Annotated in this window: 17 protein-coding genes; all 17 read right to left on the bottom strand. The window is 41.2% G+C overall.

Annotated elements, in window-relative coordinates:
- Positions 1-35 precede the first annotated feature (35 nt).
- Positions 36-1049, bottom strand: coding sequence for an inositol 2-dehydrogenase (gene iolG / locus G519_RS0123300; RefSeq protein ID WP_029196746.1), 1014 nt, complete (start codon positions 1047-1049; stop codon positions 36-38).
- A 48-nt stretch (positions 1050-1097) separates the two neighbouring features.
- Positions 1098-2540 (bottom strand): aldehyde dehydrogenase family protein, encoded by a 1443-nt coding sequence (locus tag G519_RS0123295; RefSeq protein WP_029196745.1) that lies wholly within the window; start codon positions 2538-2540, stop codon positions 1098-1100.
- 220 nt (positions 2541-2760) lie between these two features.
- Positions 2761-3975, bottom strand: coding sequence for an MFS transporter (locus G519_RS0123290; RefSeq protein ID WP_029196744.1), 1215 nt, complete (start codon positions 3973-3975; stop codon positions 2761-2763).
- A gap of 18 nt (positions 3976-3993) precedes the next feature.
- Positions 3994-5223, bottom strand: a complete 1230-nt coding sequence (locus G519_RS0123285; RefSeq protein WP_029196743.1) for an NAD(P)-dependent malic enzyme — start codon at positions 5221-5223, stop codon at positions 3994-3996.
- Between the two features lie 107 nt (positions 5224-5330).
- Positions 5331-6353, bottom strand: a complete 1023-nt coding sequence (locus G519_RS44215) for a Gfo/Idh/MocA family protein (protein WP_051253618.1) — start codon at positions 6351-6353, stop codon at positions 5331-5333.
- Positions 6354-6790: 437 nt separating this feature from the next.
- Complete coding sequence (locus tag G519_RS0123270) at positions 6791-7807, bottom strand: sugar ABC transporter substrate-binding protein (protein WP_029196741.1); 1017 nt, start codon at positions 7805-7807, stop codon at positions 6791-6793.
- A gap of 127 nt (positions 7808-7934) precedes the next feature.
- Positions 7935-8948: a zinc-binding dehydrogenase gene (locus G519_RS0123265; protein ID WP_029196740.1), complete on the bottom strand. Its 1014-nt coding sequence runs from the start codon at positions 8946-8948 to the stop codon at positions 7935-7937.
- A gap of 41 nt (positions 8949-8989) precedes the next feature.
- The gene (locus G519_RS0123260; protein WP_036633666.1) at positions 8990-9991 is read right to left on the bottom strand and encodes a Gfo/Idh/MocA family protein; all 1002 of its coding nucleotides are present in this window, start codon (positions 9989-9991) and stop codon (positions 8990-8992) included.
- 52 nt (positions 9992-10043) lie between these two features.
- On the bottom strand, positions 10044-11534 hold the full coding sequence (locus G519_RS0123255; protein WP_029196738.1) for a sugar ABC transporter ATP-binding protein: 1491 nt from the start codon (positions 11532-11534) through the stop codon (positions 10044-10046).
- A gap of 62 nt (positions 11535-11596) precedes the next feature.
- Positions 11597-13285: a methyl-accepting chemotaxis protein gene (locus tag G519_RS0123250; RefSeq protein ID WP_029196737.1), complete on the bottom strand. Its 1689-nt coding sequence runs from the start codon at positions 13283-13285 to the stop codon at positions 11597-11599.
- A 70-nt stretch (positions 13286-13355) separates the two neighbouring features.
- Positions 13356-14315, bottom strand: a complete 960-nt coding sequence (locus G519_RS0123245) for an ABC transporter permease (protein ID WP_208860907.1) — start codon at positions 14313-14315, stop codon at positions 13356-13358.
- Between the two features lie 556 nt (positions 14316-14871).
- Positions 14872-15873, bottom strand: coding sequence for a Gfo/Idh/MocA family protein (locus tag G519_RS0123240; RefSeq protein WP_036633665.1), 1002 nt, complete (start codon positions 15871-15873; stop codon positions 14872-14874).
- Between the two features lie 75 nt (positions 15874-15948).
- Positions 15949-16221, bottom strand: a complete 273-nt coding sequence (locus tag G519_RS53310) for a Gfo/Idh/MocA family protein (RefSeq protein WP_029196734.1) — start codon at positions 16219-16221, stop codon at positions 15949-15951.
- 261 nt (positions 16222-16482) lie between these two features.
- Entirely contained in the window at positions 16483-17451 is a 969-nt protein-coding gene (locus G519_RS0123230) for a substrate-binding domain-containing protein (protein WP_029196733.1), read from the bottom strand.
- A gap of 69 nt (positions 17452-17520) precedes the next feature.
- Positions 17521-18516: an ABC transporter permease gene (locus G519_RS0123225; RefSeq protein WP_029196732.1), complete on the bottom strand. Its 996-nt coding sequence runs from the start codon at positions 18514-18516 to the stop codon at positions 17521-17523.
- Positions 18506-20014 carry a sugar ABC transporter ATP-binding protein gene (locus G519_RS0123220; RefSeq protein ID WP_036633664.1) on the bottom strand — a complete coding sequence of 503 codons (1509 nt, stop codon included), beginning with the start codon at positions 20012-20014 and terminating at the stop codon, positions 18506-18508. Before G519_RS0123220 ends, G519_RS0123225 begins: the two co-directional genes overlap by 11 nt.
- Before the next feature lie 146 nt (positions 20015-20160).
- The coding region (locus G519_RS0123215; RefSeq protein WP_244280193.1) for a zinc-dependent alcohol dehydrogenase at positions 20161-21258 on the bottom strand (1098 nt) is incomplete at its 5' end.

Raw genomic sequence — 21258 nt, 5'->3', positions numbered from 1 at the left:
ACTCCTTTGTATTGAAATAAGTAAAATTAGAAATGCTATACATGAACCGTATTGATTTGGACAAGTTTACCCGTTTTGAAAGAATCCGTTGCAGCAATCGCTATTTCTAAAGCAGCTTTACCATCCTCTGCAGTACAATCCGGCTTGGTTCCGTTTGTAAGGCTTTCAATAAAATGAACCATTTCTAATAAATAAGCATCTTTAAACTTGCTTGGGAAATCAGGAATGATGTCGTATGTGCTTCCTGCAAAGGTGTAAAGTTGAATATTATGCTGACGCATTGAACCGATTGTTAGTACCCCTTCGGTTCCTACAATTTCTCCTCGGATATCGTAGCCGTAAGGTGCAATGCGCATCGTTTCAACATCACCAGCCGCTCCATTGCTGAATTGAAGCGTTGTCAAAGCTTGGTCGACATCTCCGTATTCGGACAAAAATGAGTGCTGCAAAACATTTCCTGTAGCTTGAACGGACACGACATCTGCATTCATTAAATATCTCGCGATATCGTAGTCGTGAATGGCTACATCCAAATAAATGCCCCCACTGTGTTTGATAAATGATGCCGGTGGTACATTACCGTCCCGACTTAAGCCTTTAAAATAAATGGGCTGACCAATGTCACCTTTTTCAATTCTCTTCTTCGCTTCATAATAAGCAGGGTCAAATCGTCTCATAAATCCTACCTGACATACGATGTTGTTTTTACGAATTGCTTCGATCACTTCATCCGCTTCTGCCAAGGTTTGTGTGATCGGCTTTTCCACAAAGATATGTTTTCCACTCGCTGCTGCTTTCTTGATCATCTCCGCGTGCGTGGAAGTCGGTGTAACTATAACGACTGCATCAATATCTGGATTATTAAACGCATCGTCTGGATTGGTCGAATACCCATCTATCCCTAGTTCACGGGCAACCTGCTCAGCTCTACCTTCCATCGGATCGATTACGCTTAGCAGCTGTGCCCCTCTGATTTTTGTCGCCAAGTTTTCTGCATGCCAGTATCCCAAACGTCCTAGCCCCAATACAGCGCAACGAATTTGCGTCATGTACATCCACCGCTTTCTGTTATTTGTTTTGTTTTTGTTTTTAACTAACTACTCTTCCAAATTCACCGCTACAGTTACAGTTTCAAGCATTTCCTCAATAGCAAATGCAGGACCCTCTTTTCCCATACCGCTCTCTTTGACACCGCCGTAAGGCATTTGATCGGCCCGGAAACTGCTTGTATCGTTAATAATAACTCCGCCTACTTCGAGTAAATATGGAATCGTATGTGCAAGCGAAACGGATTTAGTAAATACTCCGGCCTGCAAACCATACTTGGAGTCATTGACCATTCGTATAGCATCATCAATCGAATCATAGCTTGTAATGGATACTACTGGAGCAAAGACCTCTTCATCGATGACCTTCATTCCTTTTGTAGCTCCGGTAAGAATCGTCGGATAGTAAACGTTCTTCTCTCGTTTACCGCCTGTCAAAATCTTCGCCCCGCATGCAACCGCTTCATTCACCCATCCTTCAATTCGTACCGCTTCTTTCTCGCTAATCATAGGCCCTACCAATGTAGAAGGATCAAGCGGATCGCCGACCTTAAGGCTTTCCGTACTTTTAATAAACACTTCCATAAATTTTTGCTCTATATCTTTATGCACATAAATGCGCTGTACAGAGATACAAACTTGACCGGCATGCGCAAACGACATCCTAGCCAATTTCGTCGCAGCTACTTCAACATCAGCGTCTTTGTGAACAATGGTTGCAGAGTTCGATCCTAACTCTAAGGTAACTTTTCGCATACCAATCGTCCGATGAATATGCATACCTACTTCAGGTGACCCAGTAAAGGTGTATTTATGGATTCGTTGATCCGTTAGTAATTGATCGCCTAATGTCGAGCCATTGCCAACCAAACAACTTACAAATCCCTTTGGTAAACCAGCTTTTTCAAGCAGTTCACATAGTTTCAGAGCAGAATAAGCGGTATCAGAAGCCGGCTTGATGATAACAGGATTACCTGCAGCAAGTGCTGGAGCCACCTTGTGAACGACCAGATTTAATGGAAAGTTAAATGGTGTAATTGCACAAACGATGCCAATCGGTTTCTTAATTGTGTAAATAAGTCGTTTGCCAATATTAAGGTTAGGCGCTACTTGAGTCGGTATCATTTCGCCCGTAATCTTGTTCGCTTCCTCAGCAGACAGGAGGAAAATAGTTGCAGAGCGATTAACCTCTGTCATTGCATCCACAATGGGTTTACCACCTTCGGCAGCAATTACCTCTGCGAATTCTTTCAGATTCTCGATTAATAAATGATACATATTCATCAACACTTGAAATCGCTGTGCCGGACCAAATTCAGATTGCTTAAAAGCATTCTCCGCAGCTTCGATTGCTGCATTCTTCTCAATTTCCCCAGCCTTGCTTATCTGTACGTATAATTCACCGGTATATTTATTGTAAATGGGATGGATCTCGGAAGTTTCCACCCATTCACCGCCAATGAACAAAGGCTTCTTTGTCTTTTGTGCCAACATGGTACCCCTCCTCTTAATATCTTAATTAAGGAAAACCTTTAACCAACTTATAAAACGATAATAACACCCATCGACCATATATTCAAGTAGAATTTTTATGGGAAAAGCGCTTACAACGTCACTAATAGTACCGAAATTAGCTGTTTCCCTACAACACCTCTTACATTTACCTGATGAATAAAGAAAACCTTTACCTTAATTTATGAAAAAAAATCCCTTACTATATGCTTTCTTTTTCCACCACAGAATCATTTGACGATATTTCAGATTGTTTCCAGTATATCGTTAAACATACTGCTAGGATTCCGGTTGCTGCTGAAAACAAGAACCCTCCACCGCCATTTAAGCCAGAAATATTGTTAAAATAGCCAGCTAGTAAAGGCCCTAAGAAAATACCAAGCGAGTAAAATGCCTGATAGAATCCCATAGCTGTCCCTCTCTTCTCGTAACTAATTCCAACAAGCGCCAAACTTAACAACAAGGGAAAGCTTAATCCTTGCGCAAAACCATTGATCCCCTGAGTCAAGCAAAGCAAGCCAAGATCATTAATAAAAGGAGTCACGAACGTAAATACAGCACTACCCATAAAGCTGATCGTTAAAGTAGTCCAGATCCCTAGACGTTCCACGAATAATCGGCCCGATAAGAAGGTGCCAATAGCATGGGGAACCATGAAAGCAACAACCAAGAGACTAATAGACTGTTCAGTTCCAGAGATCTTGAATGCCTGAAGCGGAGTAAACCCATATATCGTAATAAAAAGTGTACTGTGGCTGATTGTGGAAAGCATTGATACCTTCAACAAGGTTGGCTCTTTCATAACAGTCCGCAATCCGACGAAGTTAACAGGTTTCCTTATAACACGCGGATCCATGTCCTTTATGCCAAAAGAAAGAATCACTCCAATAATTGCAAAACCTAATGCGACCCAAAAAGGAGCAGTCCATCCCCAATAGCTAACTAAAAACGCACTTGCACTCATTCCTAAAAGCTGCGATGCGACCGTAACGAACTGAATATTCGACATCGCTTTCGTCATGTTTCCGCTAACAAAATAACTCGAATATAGAACCGTAAAGACAACCCAAGTAGAAGCGGAAACCCCCGAAATAAGCCTGGCCGTTAAAATCCAACCGAATTCCCCCATCAATAAACCAATACAACTGATCATGCTCATAACCAACCCTAGTAAAACAAATAACTTCCTCCGACTCAAATGATCCGACATCACTCCCAAAGGAAACCGAATGAACAATTGAGTAATACCATAACTCCCTAAAATGAAACCGATCAGGAGATGGCCTGCACCCTTCTGTTCCAAATATGACGATAATATAGGGGAATAGACATATTGAGAAGACCAAAAAAGAAAAGTAACCGCCATAAACAGAACATGATGTTTGACTCGGATATCTTGGATTGTATCTATGTTCATTCCCTCCTTGTCAGAGCTCTATGAGTGGATGATTATAGAATGATTATTTTCTTGATAACTGGGAATTACATTTTTCCTTGCAACCCCACTATCCAAAGCCGCTTTCGCTACAGCTGACGCGACAGCAGGAACGACCCGATTGTCAAGTGGTTCTGGAATGATGTATTCAGCACATAATTGATCAGGATTAACAAGGTTGGATATGGCATATACAGCTGCTATCTTCATTTCCTCATTGATTTGAGTTGCCTGCACATCTAATGCCCCTCTAAAAATTCCTGGGAAAGCGAGTACATTATTGATTTGATTTGGATAATCTGAGCGTCCCGTTCCGACGACCTTTGCGCCCCCTCTCTTGGCATCTTCCGGCATAATTTCCGGAACTGGATTAGCTAATGCAAATACTATGGGGTCCGAATTCATAGTGCTGACCATTTCTGACGTCAATACACCAGGCATGGACAGCCCGATAAAAACGTCAGCTCCCGTTACGGCTTCAGTCAATGGACCTGTTATCATACTCCGATTCGTTTGTAAGGCAAGCTCATCTTTCTCAGCATTCATTCCAGTTGGCCGCCCTTCGTAAATGGCCCCCTTGGAATCACATAAGATAATATCACTAATTCCGAACTTGATGAGTAGTTTAACTACAGCAACACCAGCTGCACCTGCACCATTTACAACAACCTTAATTTGATGTAGTTGCTTTCCTACAAGTTTTACTGCATTAATTAAACCTGCCATAGCAACAACAGCCGTCCCATGCTGGTCATCGTGGAATACGGGGATATCCATTTCCTTTTTTAACCGCTCCTCAATGATAAAGCAGTTTGGAGCTGCAATATCCTCCAAATTGATGCCTCCGAATGTCGGCTTTAACAATTTTACGGTTTCAACAATCCGATCTACATCCGTTGTGTCCAAGCACAAGGGAAAAGCATCTATCCCAGCAAAGAGCTTAAATAGCAGTGCCTTGCCTTCCATGACTGGTATTGCTGCCTCTGGTCCAATGTTGCCAAGCCCCAAAACAGCCGTCCCGTCAGAAATGACGGCAATAAGATTGCCCTTCATTGTATAGTCATAAACTTTCTCTCGATGTTCCGCGATTACTTTACACGGTTCAGCTACACCGGGAGAATAAACCAAGCTAAGATCGTCCAAATCTTTAACGGCCATCTTAGCCTCAACAATAAGTTTTCCCTTGTATTTTTCATGTAATTGCAAAGCTTTATGCCTGATATCAGTCATTTACCATTCCTCCTGATTAAATCAAAGATGAATACTTTGTTGTGTTTTACCACCGATATTGATTGCTTCACCTCAGCGTTTGCAGCAACACGAAAGGCCGAAGCAGCTCATCCTGAGCTTTCAAGAACACCATTATCAACTGTCTCTAAAGTTCCTCGTTGGAGCGATTTCGTCGCGGCGTCGGCGATTAAGTCTGCTGCAACCCCATCATAACTATTTGGGCTAATGGCTTGGCTAGCCTTCACGCTTCGAACGAATTCCACCATTTCATTCACGTAAGCCTGTTCGAATCTCAACCTGTAATCTTCAACCGTATCACGTATAACTTGGTCGCGAACAAGCAATACTGTACCTGTCCGATGCGTCCAACCTATCTGCAACGCTCCATTTGTTCCCAAAATTTCGGTTCGAATTTCATAACCGTAAATCGCATTCCGGGTAAGCTGAATTGAACCGAACGCACCAGATGTAAAAGTGAAATTTGCTTGAGCGAAATCAACATCCCCGAATTCCTTTATATGTTCACTGATAAATGCAGAACCCTGCGCGTGAATTGTCGCAACTTCTGCTCCCATCAGCCAACGCGCTAAATCGAAATCATGAACGCCAGTATCTTTGAAAAAGCCGCTTGTTTTTGAAATATAACTTGGTGGATAAGCATCCTTATCCCTACTGATGGCTGCAAATGAATACGGTGTCCCGATACTCCCCTTTTCAATCAACGCTTTCGCCTGAATATAAGAGGGGTCAAATCGACGCATTAATCCCATTTGAAACGGTATTGATGCTCGGGATATTAAATGATGTAATTCTATAGACTCTTCCATAGAATTGGTCAACGGCTTCTCGCATAATATTGCTTTTTTCAATGGCACGATTCCACGGATGATTTCGGCATGAACAGAAGAACTGGCGGCAATGATTATTGCATCGACATCTGGATCTTCTATTAATTCACGATAATCCAAATAGCCTTTAACTAGATGAAACTCCGAAGTAAACGCTTCCAGAGATTCGGTGTTTGCATCACTAACAGCAATCAGTCTTGCCCCTGGAATTCGCCCATAACAGTTCCTTGCATGTACCGCCCCCATAAGCCCCAGCCCAATTACGCCGATTCCTAGAGTCAAAATAATCCCCTCTTTCAATTGATTCCAAATGATTTGAGTTTAGGGAAAACCTTTAACTAATATTGAGCAAAAAATACTATTAATGAAGATAAAAAATAACTTCGACTTCCTATAGAAAGCGGGGGATTCTTCCTTAAACCTCACAATTTCAGTCACTTTCGACAATCCACCTCCCCCCTTAAAACTTTTCAATTTAAGGTAAACCTTTTCCCTTTTCTGATTTGATTTTAGCATATGTAGTATTAGTTCGCAACAAATAAATCCCCTTGCTTCTCCTGAAACATCCACTTTAAGGCATTACGATTGTTGGATGGAATTAAAAACGCATTTTATAAACGCTGAACTATAAAAGAAAAAGAAAAGGTTCCATATACCTTTTCTTCTCTTCCTCACAAGATATGTTATTCATTCTATGGATTGCTTATTTTATATTTTGTCTATTTCCACTTTTTAATATATTCATCGACATTTGCTGGTGTAACGATTTCAAACGGCACATAAATATTTTTCTCTACCTGTTCACCTTTTGCCAATTTGACAGCCGTTTCTAAAGCGGTACCACCTTGTCCATCCGCATTCTGGTAAACGGTTACTTTCAACTTCCTGGACTTTACAAATTCCAGTGCATCCGGTGTGGCATCGACTCCTGCGAATACAATTTTATCCAGTTTTCCTGCAGCCTCTGCCGCCATGATTGCACCTATCGCCATTTCATCATTATTAGAAACAACAGCATTAAATTCCTTTCCGGAGTGCAGCCAGTTTTCCATCATGGCCATACCTTTTGCCCGATCCCAAGAAGCTGACCCTTCTAAAACCACTTTCATGTCCGGGTGTTTCGCAAGGACTTTTTTATCGCCATCTGTTCTTCCGATTTGAGCTGCATGCCCCATGGGCCCCATCATGATTGCGATATCACCTTTTCCACCGAGTAATTTTGCTATCTCCTCCATTTGCATCGTCCCGGCTTCAATGTCCTTGGAGCCGATAAACGCATCCGCTTTCTCCACTCCGGCAAAAGGACGGTTTACAACAACGATTGGAATCTTCGTTTGCTTAACCCTGTCCACTACTGCCGCTCCCGTAGCGTCATCGACAGGCATGAATACAATCGCATCGACTTTTTGAGATATGAATGTTTCAATTTGTGACAGCTGCTTGTTGGCATCCTGCTGTCCATCAACATAAATCACTTTAATATCATTCTGTGTTTTCTCGAACTTCCTTATACCGTCTTGAAGATAGCCCAACCACTTATCGCTCCAATCGGGAAGAGCCGCTCCGATAACAATCTGTTTGCCTTTATCGGCGGCTTTTGTTCCCGTCGCGCCCTCGTTATCCGCTTGATTATTGGCTTTCGTACTGGACACTCCACCGCCTGAGCAACCAGAAATGATCAATACGAGCAAAGCCAAACTCATTAACATTGAAACCAAACGTTGTTTCGATTTCATTGATTTTTCCCCCTAGTTTAATTTTAATAATGATGTTACGCAGTAATGATCCCTTAGACCCTGCCCATTTTAAACAATCATATCTCTATAGATATTCGTTCAAAATCTTCAGGCATCACCCCTCTCATCATTCTGGATATACAATCACTTTCATTGCTTCGCCCTTTTGCATGGCTTCAAGTCCAACACCAATCTCCCGAAGCGGCAGCCTATGAGTCACTAATTTTTCCAATTTCAGAGTATTGGATTCGATGATTTGAACCGCTTTTCCAAAATTGAACTTGGAAATATATGTTCCTTTCACGGTAATTTCGTATTTTGTGAGATCATATTGTTTTATTGCAGGGGCAGCGTGTGAGTTCATTCCAACCAATAAAATCTGACCCCCGGGACGAACCAACGTCATCGCTTGATCGAACAGCATACCTACACAGTCAATAACGATGTCAGCTCCCAGTCCGGTTTCTTTCATGACAAGCTCCTTCACATTCTCCTGCTTAGGGTTTACCGAATGTGTTGCACCCGACTCTTTTGCCAACTCCAAGCGGTAGTCGGAGTAGTCTACAGAAATAATTTTTGCTGCTCCTGCCGCTTTGATAACTTGAGTAAATAATTGCCCCATGGGCCCCGCACCTAGAACAACCACCTTTTCGCCAGGTTGAACTTTTATTTTTTCACTTCCGTTCACCACGCACGATAGAGGCTCTGCTAGAGCGGCAACTTCTATCGGTACATCCTTGGAAATCTGATAGAGCGCCTTTGCCGGAGCAATACTGTATGATGTAAAACCACCATCAAGGAAAATGCCCAGAGTTGTATAATTTTCACATAAGTTTGGCATTCCCATCTTACAAAAACTGCACATTCCGCAAGTTAGACTCGTGTCTACGCAAACACGATCTCCTACCTGTACATTTTTCACACTGCTGCCAACTTCAACAACTTCCGCCACATATTCATGGCCCAATATACTACCTAATGTAGCCGGATGTCCCGGAGGAGAAGCAAGAATATGAACGTCAGTTCCACAAATACTTGCTGCAAGTACACGTAATAGTACATCATCATTATTTGTAATTGTTGGAACAGGTCTATCTTCAAGTGAAAACTTACCTTCCTTTTCAAAAACCACTGCCAGCATCTTGTATTCACCTATCCTTCATGTTTTATCAATTTTTGTAATCAAACTCTTACAACTGTTCCAGTTGCAATAGACTCATAACAAGCATCGATTACTCTCATATTTTGAATTGTATTTTCGGGAGTATACGATGGTAATGTACGATCCAAAACGCATTTCGAGAAATGTTCTATTTGCAAGATATATTGATGCCCACTCACTTTCTCTGTTCGGACCTCATCCCCAACCGATATCTCCAAAATTGCTTCACCGCCATATAGTTGCGGTAAAAATGATCTTGTTGCTAAAAGCCTGCCTTTTGTACCGACGATTTCAAAATGATTCTGACCTGTTCGATCCATTGCAGCATCAAACATGGCTGACATACCATTTTTTAGATGCATGATTCCATTTACAGACATGTCCACCATAGTGCCAGGTATATGTATGGCACTTGCATAAACACTGTCCGGCTCAGTCTCTAGGATATTACGAACTGCATGTATGCAATAACAACCGACATCGTACAAACTCCCACCTCCCATGTCAGGCTTTGAACGAATATTTTCTAAAGGTTTTTCCAAGAAAAATGAGAAACTTGACTTCACAATCTTCAATTCGCCAAGCTCACCCGAAGCTAGAATCTCTTTAATTCTTTTGTGTTGCGGATGAAATTGATACATAAAGGCTTCCATAAAAAAAACACCATGTTTTTTGCAATGATCAATCATCTCGACCGTTTCACAAGTGGATAAAGCAGCGGGTTTTTCACAAAGTACATGCTTACCCTTTTCTGCAGCTTTTTTAGTCCACTCTGCATGCAAATTGTTTGGGAGTGGTATATACACGGCATCAATCTCAGGGTCATTCAATAACTCATCATAAGTTTCATAAACAGTGGGAATATCAAACTCAGAAGCCACTTCTCTTACTTTGGGATTCGAACTAGCAATTGCGGTTACTCTAGCATTCTCAGCCTGTTTGTAGGCTGGCAAAAGTTCTTCCCTAGCAATTTTTGCGGTACTGATAATTCCCCATCGAACGACTGAACTCACTTGCTCCATCCCCTTTAATATAAATTATTTAAATTAAGCCACTTAAGCTAAAACTCAATCTTTAGCTGTATGCCATCTCCATGATCTTTTCTTGATTGGCTTCATCTCGACTTAATTCACCTTTCTTAAACCCTTCATGCATAACAACAACTCTGTCACTCATACCTAGAACTTCCGGCAGTTCTGATGAGATCATAATTATCGCTTTTCCAGTTTGGGCTAACCTAGACATAAGTTTGTGAATTTCCGATTTGGCCCCTACATCGACCCCCCTCGTTGGCTCATCTAATATGAGGATATCCGGATTGTTCAACAGCCACCTGGCGAGCAGTACTTTCTGCTGGTTACCTCCGCTTAAGTTCATAATGAGCTGATTAAGACCAGGTGTCTTGATACTCAACCTCTCTACGAACATGCTGCACATCTCATCAACCAACTTCCCTTTGATAAATCCACTTTTATATAGAAAGTTGTCGATGCTGGAAATAATCATATTGTCACGAATAGAAATAGGCAGGAATGCACCCGTAAGTTTACGATCCTCTGTTAATAAACCGATTTTATGTTTGATCGCATCCCGAGGCGAGCGGATCTTCACTTTACTTCCGTTGATTTGAATCTCGCCAGAATCGGGGGGATGAATGCCGAAGATGCTTTCGATGACTTCAGTCCTTCCAGCGCCCATCAAGCCTGATATTCCCAATATTTCTCCCTTTCTCACCTCGAAACTGATGTCGCTAAATTTGCCTTTTCGCGACATGTTTGTAACTGAAAGTACAACTTCCCCAATCTCTGCCTTGTCCTTATGGAATACCTGTTTAATTTCTCTACCCACCATCATCTGGATCAACGATTCTTGGTCAAGCTCGTTTGCTGACTTGGTGCCAACATATTGGCCGTCCCTGAATATGGTAATTTCGTCGCATATCCGGAATATTTCATCCATTTTGTGCGAAATGTAGATGATGGATACTCCCTTAGCCTTCAACGATTCGATAATATCGAACAGATGTTCAACTTCCTTATCTGTAATAGCGGACGTTGGCTCATCCATGATGATCAAATCCGCATTGTATGAAATCGCTGTAGCGATTTCAACAATCTGTGTGCTCGCGATGCTTAGATCGATCATCTTTGCTTTCGGATCGATTTCGATTTTTAGAGATTCAAATAGCTTCTGGGTATCCTCAACCATTTTTTTATTATCGACCCATCCAAACGCTGTAATTGCTTCCCGTCCTAGAAATATATTTTCAGCGACCGTCATTTGAGGAACGGGGCTGAGCTCCTGATGGATCATCGAAATTCCTCTACTTAGAGCGTCCTTGGATCCCGTTATTTTGATTTCCTGCCCTTTGTATTTGATCCTTCCTTGATCCGGCGTATAGATTCCGAAGATGATTTTCATCAGCGTCGATTTCCCAGCGCCGTTCTCTCCCATCAAGGCATGAATCGTGCCTTTGCGAACTTTTAACTGGATATTATCCAGCGCTTTCACTCCTGGAAACGTCTTCGTAATATTCTCTAATTCCAAAATGTACTTTTCGCTCATCAAATCATCACCTCATCCATAATGTAAGATTGCGCTTTCAATCTGATCCTTATGTGCACATGTCAGACCTTGAATTGGTGGACCGTTCGGTGCAAATTCTCAGCCATGGTGTATAGAGAACTGGCGTGAGCGGCATTTTCTTGAAGAAAAGCGAGCTGTTCTTCCGTATACGAGGAGACGCTCTGTGTGCCTGAAGCAATCGAATCCGATATGCCAGAGATTTGCTCCATAGATTGGACAATGCTGTTTGAATGTTTTGATAAATGATCCAGGGATTCCGTCACATCGCGAATTCGTGCAGTTGTATCGTCAATCTCTAATTTGATTCCGTTGAACAATTCACTTACAGCGGCCGAAGCTCCGATTCCTTTTGAAACTTCAATAACCATCTCCTCTACGGATTGAACAGCATACATTGTTTCCGATTGAATGGCGTTCGCGAGTTCGGTAACCCGCCCGGCCGAATCGTTTGTCTGCTGCGAGAGCTTGCGGATTTCCGTGGTGACTACCGAAAAGCCTCTTCCGTGTTCTCCGGCTCGGGCGGCTTCAATGGTGGCATTCAAGGATAGCAGATTCGTTTGCGTCGCAATCGTAGAGATCACCTTATTGATTTCCTCAATTTCGTTTGATCTGGTCCGCATGGAACTCATGATGTCCTCCAGCTTGTTCATCTTCGTTTGGATCGTTTCCATTTGGCGCATCACCCTACAGATTTCCCGGTCGCCTTCAACAACTTTGTCCAGCGCATTTCCTGCAACCTCCATGGCTTTCTGACTACTCCCATCGATTCGACGGATATCCGAGTCTATATCGTAAACGGCTTGTAAACTGCGCTCCACGCTTTGTACTTGCTGCTCGGCGCTCTCCGACAGATTGATCATGATCTGGGTAACTTGCTCCGCAGCATCTCCCGTTTGCTCGGCTCCTGCTGATACTTCCTTCGATACGACAATAACCTCACGAGCACCGCTGTTAATTTCAACCACAAGTTGTTGCAAGTTCAATTTCATTTGATTAAAGGACTGCGCCAATTGCCCGATCTCATCTTGTTGTTTCACCTGCACGGCTGGAATAGTGAGATCGCCCGTAGAAATTGATCTTGCAGCGCCCGACAGCAGTCGGATCGGCCTGGAGATCATTCTCCAGATAAGAAAACCTATCACTAAAGCGAGTACAAAATTGATAGAGCTTATGATGACCACCAATCGGCGAATGTCATTAACCGTCTTTTCATTCACTGTCCTCTCCTCAATCATCAGCTGATCCTGCCGGTCGGATATCTGCTGGGCAAACCTGACAATAATGCCTCCCAGTGGAAGGATACCCGTTTTAGCGTCTTTAATAGTGCTTTCTACCTGCTCTTTTGGAAGCGCGAGCAACCCTTCGGCCTTATCTTTATACTGCTTGTTCAATTTGATTGTATACTCCAACTGGCTCAACATTTCCTGTTCGAGAAGCAAACCCTTCATTTGGGTGAACATTTCATCTATTTGGATATTCGTTCTTGTAAATTCAGACTTGTAGAACGTATCCTTGGTCAACATATAGGCATTAAGATTGCCATTTTGGGCAGTCGCGTAATATTTAAGGTTGTCTGCATATGATTTCACCATGACATGGCGATCCAAAATATTGGAAAAGGACTGATGAACCCGATTTAAAGATAGATAAAACATGGTGCCCGCGCATCCGGCAATTAAAGCAATAACTAAAAAACCGATCAGTAGTTTTTGAAGCATGGATAATCGCATCTTGTAACCCCCAACTTCTAGTTGCCGAATGGTGTCAATTTTCCTTCTATTAGATACCATTATTTATCTCTTACTTTTTCTTGTTCTTCTTCGAGTCGATCAACACGGCCAACGTAATGATAATGCCCTTCAAAATTTGCTGCCAATACGAGGACACATTCACTAAATCCAGACCATTATTCATGACACCTATGATTAGCGCACCAATTACAGCTCCACCTATCGTACCGATTCCCCCGGCTAGACTTGTACCTCCGATAACAGCAGCAGCAATTGCGTCAAGCTCATACATATTTCCCGCAGTAGGCTGACCGGAAGCGATACGGGAAGTCAAAATAATGCCGGCTATCCCGGATAGTAAACCTGCGTAACCATAAATCATGATTTTGTACTTTGCAACGTTGATGCCGGCAATCACTGCCGCCTGCTCATTTCCGCCGATGGCATATACGTATTTTCCGAATTTTGTTTTATTAAGAATTAAATATGATACAACGGCGATAAGAAAGAAGATGATAATAGGTACGGGTATACCGAATAAGCTTCCTTGCCCGATAAACTTGAACGAATCTGACAAATTACCAATCGGTCTGCCGTCACTATAAAGCATCGCTACGCCTCTTGCTGCGGTCATCATCCCTAAGGTGACGATAAAAGGAGCGATTTTCCCTTTGGCAATAATAGTTCCGTTAATTATTCCTGTTAGCACGCCTACGCCAAGTCCAGCCAAAATAATGACAGCCAAAGGAAAACTACCTGGATGAGCCATACTTGCCACGACAACCGATACAAGAGCAATAACTGAGCCGGAGGATAGATCGATCCCCGTAGTAATAATAATCATCGTAACACCTATGGCTACAATCCCTACGACAGACATTTGTCTGATAATGTTCAACAAGTTTGAAGAGGTTAAAAAAGTAGGCGTTAATAATGACATCAAGATCATAAGCGCTATCAAAATCAAAAGCATACCGTAACGCTTAAGAAAAGATGCTATTCTTTCTTTATTATGGTATTTAACAACCATTTCTTGATCCTTATCAGCGACTAATTCTTTCATTTCCTTCATCCCCACTTCTTGGTTCCAGATGGTGACTAATCCCCAGTCGCCATCCTCAATATTTTTAGGTAGTAATACTGCTAACAGCTCGCAAATCTTTTCCTTTCGCAACAAGACAAACCAAATCTCCTATTTCAAACGTTCTTATCGACTCATCCAGGATATCTTAAATCTGAAGCAGCGATTCTGAAATAATTAACAAGTTGTGATATGAAAGGACGCATCTTAACTAAGCGCCATTTCATATCAAACTTTGTTTATATTGTTGTTATCACCATTTCTTCACATCCTCTTCATAATTAGCTTTTGTTACTATATAGACGGCACTAAAGATTCATACCCCTTTTTCTCGCTTATCGAATAAGCTTTTATTGTACGAGTCTTTCCTTAAGGATTTTATCCTTACTCTAACGTGGTCCGGGTGACATGTCCCGGACCACTAATCATTCAATCTCCTGCTTTTTAAGGGGACGCAATGAATCGAGAGACGTGTTCTGCCTGAAATTAATTGCGAAAAATACTACTACAATACTACCCATTTACCGGACTTCATCGATTCATAACACGCTTCGATGACTTTCATGTTCTTGAATATGTTTTGGCCAGCGTACACCGGTTGAACACCATCAATCACACATTGGGAAAAATGCTCAATTTCAAGGGTATATTCATGCCCGTATACCTTTTCAATTCTTTCCTCTCCATTTTCTTTTTCCACGATAATCGTACCCTCACCACCAAAATACTCAGGCAAATTATAGGCTTTTGGGACGACTATACTCCCATGGGTCGCGATTATTTCATATCTTTCGCGCCGTACCATGTCAAAGCTGCAATCGAAGATGGCCATCATCCCGTTGTCCAATTCAAACATGGCGATAGCGGTCATTTCTACTTTAAACTCCGGGTCGGCTGGTGCATGGACATATACCCTGATCGGCTCGCTATTTAGAATATTCCGAATCGAATGGATGCAGTAACAGCCTATGTCGTATATGCTTCCTCCGCCCAATTTAGGATCAAGACGAATGTCCTGTGCTCTATCTTCGATCAGGAAAGAGAAGTTTGCGCGCATGAGTTTGGGCTGCCCAATCTCTCCGGAAAAGAGGATATTTTTCACCACCTGATGTTGCGGGTGAAATTGGTACATGAAGGCTTCCATTAAAATCACTTGTTTCCTTTGACAATGCTCAATCATTTCCTTTGTTTCAGAAACTGAGAGGGCAATCGGCTTTTCACACAGGATGTGCTTACCTTTATCGGCTGCTTTCATTACCCATTCCTTATGAAGGCTGTTAGGAAGGGGGATATACACCGCATCTACCTCGGGGTCTTCCAACAATTCCTCATAGCTTGAATAGAAGTTGGGAATAGAAAATTTAGCTACTACTTCCGAAACTTTGGGATTTTGGCTGGCAATCGCAATGATTGCCGCATTATTGGCTTGCATGATAGCCGGGATCATGGTGTTCTGTGCAATCCTAGCCGTGCTCAATACTCCCCAACGAACTCGCTGGTCACTCAACTTTATCCCTCCTTGATTTGTCTGCTCCAATCGATGTTTCAAGTAGGCACAGGAATTTCTATGGGCCTTTCATTCTTATTTTAGTGCCTGAGTCATAATCAACTCATGGTGATTATCAACATGCCTATGCCAGGCGCCAGGCAGACAGCAACCTCGATGTCCATAACGGCCTTCGCTGCCGATAATAAACCTAGCCATGTCAAAGTCATGAATACTCATGTCGATGAACAAGCCGCCGCAATTTTCAATATATTCCTTATGCGGTGGAGCCGGGTCACGGGAGGTGATCTTCAACACTTGCGGCTTGCCTACTTTGCCTTGACCGATAACTTCTTGAACACGAATCATGTTGTGGTCAAATCTCCTATTGAATCACGTTTGAAACTTTATCCCATTTTGAAAAATTCAGTTCAAAGTAATATCCACCTTTACAAAATCACATGAAAGCACGTACAATTTAATGTGTTTGTTTCAACTATTCATATAATTTTTTCATAATCTCTCTACATCAACCTATTTTTTGGATAAAATCGTTTGTTCAATTGCATGCGCAATACTTGCTGATATTGCACGCATGTTAATGAGGAGTGGAGGACACAACCACTTATATTATTTTTTCAGAAAGTCCTTTGCATTATCATGATTTACTTCAATAGAAGGAATGACATGATTCTGTTCAAATTTTTCTCCCTTTAGAAGCCCTTGGGTAACTTTTACCGCTTCTTCACCTTGCTTTGTGGCATCTTGTAATATGGTCATTTTCATTTTCCCATCAATGACAGCTTGCACTGCGTCTGGCTGTGCATCAACACCAAGCACTGCAATCTTCTCTGTTTTACCTGCAGCTTCAATAGCTGCGATAGCACCCAAAGCCATTTCGTCGTTCTGTGCAGCAACCACATCTATATCTTTATATCGTTGTAGCCAATCCTCCATAATTTTCATGCCCTTATCTCTGGACCAATCCCCTGGCTGTTCAGCAAGAACCTGCCAGTCTGGATATTTACTTAATAACGCTTCTTTTAGTCCCTCATATCTCCCGATTTCTCCTGATTGACCCATAGGACCATGAAGGATGACCATTTTTCCTTTCTTTCCAATTTTATTTATAATGAACTCTCCTTGGATTCTTCCAGCATTCTCTTCTTTTGAACCTACAAAAACGTCATACTTGTTATTTTTCGTGAAGGCTACCGTCTCCACTAACGGAATCTTTGCTTGTTTGATTTTATCTACAGCCGCATCCAGACCATCGCGATCAACGGGATTTAAAATGATTGCATCTACTTTTTGGGTTAATAGGTTATCAACGTCATTCAATTGTGTTTGAATATTTCCGTCTGCATTATAAGCTTTTAATGTAACTCCTAATTCCTTTGCTTTCTTCTCCATCCCGTCCGTGACCACTTTAAGATACTGATCGTGTGCGGACATACTTACACCAATGACAAACTGCTTTTTTGCTTCCTCGCCTTTTGATTGAGTATCTCCTGCCACTGGTTTCTGACTTTGTCCGCACCCAGAAACTAAGGCCCCAGTAATCATCAGTGAAATCGTTGAAAAAAATAATTTTTTCATTGTCTTAACCCCCATTTTTATATGTGAAATTTAATAAAACCTAATTTGATTCTTACAAGATTGAATATATCAAACGCTTTTGGATGACTTGTTTGACCGCATATCCAAAATTACTGCCCCTGCAATAACAAGACCTTTTGCAATCATTTGGTAAAAGGGAGATACGTTTAACAAATTAAGTCCATTATTGATAACCCCAATGATTAACGCTCCGATAATAGTTCCAGGAATGGTTCCCACTCCACCGTTAAGGCTGGTTCCTCCAATTACTACAGCGGCAATAGCATCTAGCTCATAACTCATTCCGGCCTGAGGTTGCCCGGAATTAATTCTTGATGCTAAAATGGCCCCACCCAGTCCTGCAAATAAACCGCTTATGACATATACAATCGTCTTGATTCTCTTAACATTAATACCAGAGACCCTTGCTGCTTCTTCATTTCCCCCAATATAGTACACATATCTTCCGAATATCGTATAACGGAGAATCAGATGTGAGAGGAGAATAATAATCATCATGATCCAAATCGAAATCGGAACGGATAAGAAATTTCCTTGACCTAGAAAGAGAAAAGATTTCGGAAGGGCAACAATAGGTCGGCCATCAACATAAACATAAGCGAGTCCTCGAGCAATTGTCATCATAGCTAACGTAATGATGAAGGGGGCAACCCCTAACCTTGAAATAGTAAAGCCATTAATGTACCCCAATATCCCACCGGCAGCTACTGCCAAAGATACTGCTGTCAAGGTCGAACCTATATCCTGCTTTACAATACTTGCGGCTACGACTCCGCCTACCGCTAAAATAGCACCGACAGAAAGGTCGATTCCTCTTGAGATTATGACAAACGTGACTCCAGCAGCCAGTATTACATTTACGGAAACCTGCTTAATAATATTGAGCAAATTCTCCTTGGTCAAAAATACTTCTGAAGCCATGGACAATCCTAAAATCATTACAATGAGAATAATGAACATCTTATTTTTATAAATACTTTGAACCAGATTTCCGCTACTGCTTAATGACAGATTACCAGCTAAATTGGAATTTTTAGTACGCATTACTTCTATATCCCCCCACAGCTAAAGTCATTATTTTTTCCTGTGTAGCTTCATCCCGATTGAGAACCCCTTTGACCTCACCTTCATGCATCACGAGAATTCGATCGCTCATCCCCAAAATTTCGGGTAATTCGGAAGAAATCATAATAATAGTCAAACCTTGTTGAGCTAGCGAAGATATCAGCTTGTAAATTTCCGATTTTGCAGCCACATCTATACCTCTTGTTGGTTCATCAAGAATCAGAATTCGGGGATTGTTGATGAGCCATTTGGCAATTACTACTTTTTGTTGATTTCCTCCGCTTAAAGAATCCACCGGAAGGTTACGACTTGTAGTTTTTATTAACAATTTATTAATCATTTCGGTTGTATATCGATTTTCTCTAGAGTTATCAACAAAAAATAATTTCGACATACTCTTTATCTTTACCACCGAAATATTTTCTTTTACAGATCGCTGCAGTGCAAGACCTTCCATTTTTCTATCCTCGGTGACTAAGGCTAAACCGTTATTTATAGCGTCTGCCGGAGCGTTAATTCTGATTTTTTTTAGATCAATAAATATTTCTCCCGAATCAGGTAATTCTAATCCGAAAATGGCCTTCATCACTTCAGTTCTACCGGATCCCATTAGACCAGAGACCCCTAATATTTCCCCTTTTCTCACATGAAAATTGATGTTTTTATAAACATTTTTTTTATTTAGACCTTTAACTTCTAGAACAATATCACTAATATTGGAATTCTCTTTCGGATAAATTGAATTTATTTCTCTTCCTACCATCATTGTTATCAGTTCATTCTGATCTAATAAAGCCATTTCCTTTGAGTTAATTAATTGTCCATCTCGCAAAACTGTTGCTCGATCAGCTATTTTAAATAACTCATCAAATTTATGGGAAATATAAATAATAGATATACCTCTATCCTTTAATTCAGCAATAATATTGAAAAGAATTTCCACTTCTTTATCTGATAAAGCCGATGTAGGTTCATCCATTATAATGAGATCTGAATCATATGTAATCGCTCTCAAAATTTCAACTAATTGTTTATTACCAATGCTTAAATTTTTTACTTTTTCCTTTGGGTCTAATTGAATTTTTAATGTTTCTAATATTTTCTCCGTTTTTTCATATAAGGCTTTCCAGGTTATAAAAGGGCCCATTTTGGGCTCTCTTCCAATCCAAATGTTTTCTGCTACCGTTCGTTCTTCAATTAAACTTAATTCTTGATGAATCATGGAAATTCCAAGATCCAGAGCTTTTTTGGGATTGTTGATATTTACTTGTACGCCCTTATAAAATATTGAACCATTATCGAGCTTATGTAATCCAAGCAATATTTTCATAAGCGTTGATTTTCCTGCACCATTCTCGCCTACTAACGCAACAACTTCTCCCCTTTTAATGGAAAGATTCACTTTATTTAATATCTGAGTCCCAGAAAAAGACTTACTTATATTTTCCATTCGCAGAAGATATTCATTACTTAACATAAGAAAAACAACTCCCATAAGAATGTGTTTACCCAAAAAATGGGGTAAAGGCTTTCCTAAATTGCGAAAATAATCCCTATGGTAAGGATAATAGCAACCTCTTCCCCATTGTTGTTTTAATAACCTTGAATATCCCTTTATACTGCTTATTCATCATAGGTTAATAGAACTTTTCCACCTAATTTACTTTCACAAATTTCAAAAGCTTCTTTCCAATCCCTGAGAGGTATCTTATGGGTGATGACAGGAGCAATATTAATTTTCCTCTGTTCTAATATTTTCCCTACTCTCTCCCAAGTCTTTTTGGAGTGAGCAAGTGACCCAAACAATTGAATTTGTTTATATAATACCGTATCAAAGTCCACAGTAATTTCTTTCCCAACAATCCCTACTTGTATATATTTCCCCATTTTCTTAAGAGCATATAGACAACTAGATATGGATGCAGGAGCTCCAGAGCATTCAACAACGACATCTACACCACTTCCGTTTGTTTCCCGTATAATGATTTCTTTAAGATCTTCGTTGCTAACATTAACAATAACATCGGCTCCTAGTTTCTTGGCGATGTCCAAGCGTACCGAATCGGCACCTGTTCCTGCCACAATAACTTTACATCCCTTCAAAACAAGCATCGTCAAACAAAGCAACCCAATAGGACCAGGACCTGATAAAAGTACTGTATCCCCGACATTGATCGTAGTCAGTTCTTCTGTCGCCTGAACGGCGCAGGCTAAGGGTTCGGTTAGAGCCGCTTCTTCGAGTGTTACATGGTCAGGAATTCTATATACCATGTCCTCCCTTGCAATAACATATTTCGTAAAACCACCATCTGTACCAGAACCTAACGACTTACGTTCATTACAAAACATATAATTTCCGGATTTACAGAACTCACAAACGCCACAAGTAATAGCAGTAGAAGGCAGAACGGTCACCCTGTCACCCTTCTTAATGTTTTTCACCTTATCTCCAATGTCAGTCACGATTCCAGAGAATTCATGCCCAATAATCACAGGTGGGTTACTCTTATATGTATCGTGGTAGATGTGAAGATCTGTTCCGCATATTCCGGCATATTTTACTTCGATCTTGACAGAGTCTGAAGCACAATGAGGTTCGGGTACTTCCATCAATTCAATATTACCGAAACCTAATTTCGTTTTAACAACTGCTTTCATTGTTTTCACCCCTATAAAGTTCTTGTTTGTTTGGCCCACTGCATTAAAATCAGGGAAAACCTT

This window comes from Paenibacillus alginolyticus DSM 5050 = NBRC 15375, assembly GCF_000422905.1.
Lineage (GTDB): Bacteria > Bacillota > Bacilli > Paenibacillales > NBRC-103111 > Paenibacillus_E > Paenibacillus_E alginolyticus.
This window is presented reverse-complemented; position numbering and strand designations above follow the sequence as displayed.

Excerpts from the sequence above, each read along its gene's own strand:
- G519_RS0123230 (WP_029196733.1), bottom strand. The coding sequence starts at position 17,451 with ATGAAAAAATTATTTTTTTCAACGATTTCACTGATGATTACTGGGGCC.
- G519_RS0123270 (WP_029196741.1), bottom strand. The coding sequence starts at position 7,807 with ATGAAATCGAAACAACGTTTGGTTTCAATGTTAATGAGTTTGGCTTTG.
- G519_RS0123245 (WP_208860907.1), bottom strand. The coding sequence starts at position 14,315 with ATGGTTGTTAAATACCATAATAAAGAAAGAATAGCATCTTTTCTTAAG.
- G519_RS0123295 (WP_029196745.1), bottom strand. The coding sequence starts at position 2,540 with ATGTTGGCACAAAAGACAAAGAAGCCTTTGTTCATTGGCGGTGAATGG.
- G519_RS0123290 (WP_029196744.1), bottom strand. The coding sequence starts at position 3,975 with ATGAACATAGATACAATCCAAGATATCCGAGTCAAACATCATGTTCTG.
- G519_RS0123285 (WP_029196743.1), bottom strand. The coding sequence starts at position 5,223 with ATGACTGATATCAGGCATAAAGCTTTGCAATTACATGAAAAATACAAG.
- G519_RS53310 (WP_029196734.1), bottom strand. The coding sequence starts at position 16,221 with ATGATTCGTGTTCAAGAAGTTATCGGTCAAGGCAAAGTAGGCAAGCCG.
- G519_RS0123260 (WP_036633666.1), bottom strand. The coding sequence starts at position 9,991 with ATGGAGCAAGTGAGTTCAGTCGTTCGATGGGGAATTATCAGTACCGCA.
- G519_RS0123265 (WP_029196740.1), bottom strand. The coding sequence starts at position 8,948 with ATGCTGGCAGTGGTTTTTGAAAAGGAAGGTAAGTTTTCACTTGAAGAT.
- G519_RS0123220 (WP_036633664.1), bottom strand. The coding sequence starts at position 20,014 with ATGTTAAGTAATGAATATCTTCTGCGAATGGAAAATATAAGTAAGTCT.
- G519_RS0123250 (WP_029196737.1), bottom strand. The coding sequence starts at position 13,285 with ATGCGATTATCCATGCTTCAAAAACTACTGATCGGTTTTTTAGTTATT.
- iolG (WP_029196746.1), bottom strand. The coding sequence starts at position 1,049 with ATGACGCAAATTCGTTGCGCTGTATTGGGGCTAGGACGTTTGGGATAC.
- G519_RS0123225 (WP_029196732.1), bottom strand. The coding sequence starts at position 18,516 with ATGCGTACTAAAAATTCCAATTTAGCTGGTAATCTGTCATTAAGCAGT.
- G519_RS0123255 (WP_029196738.1), bottom strand. The coding sequence starts at position 11,534 with ATGAGCGAAAAGTACATTTTGGAATTAGAGAATATTACGAAGACGTTT.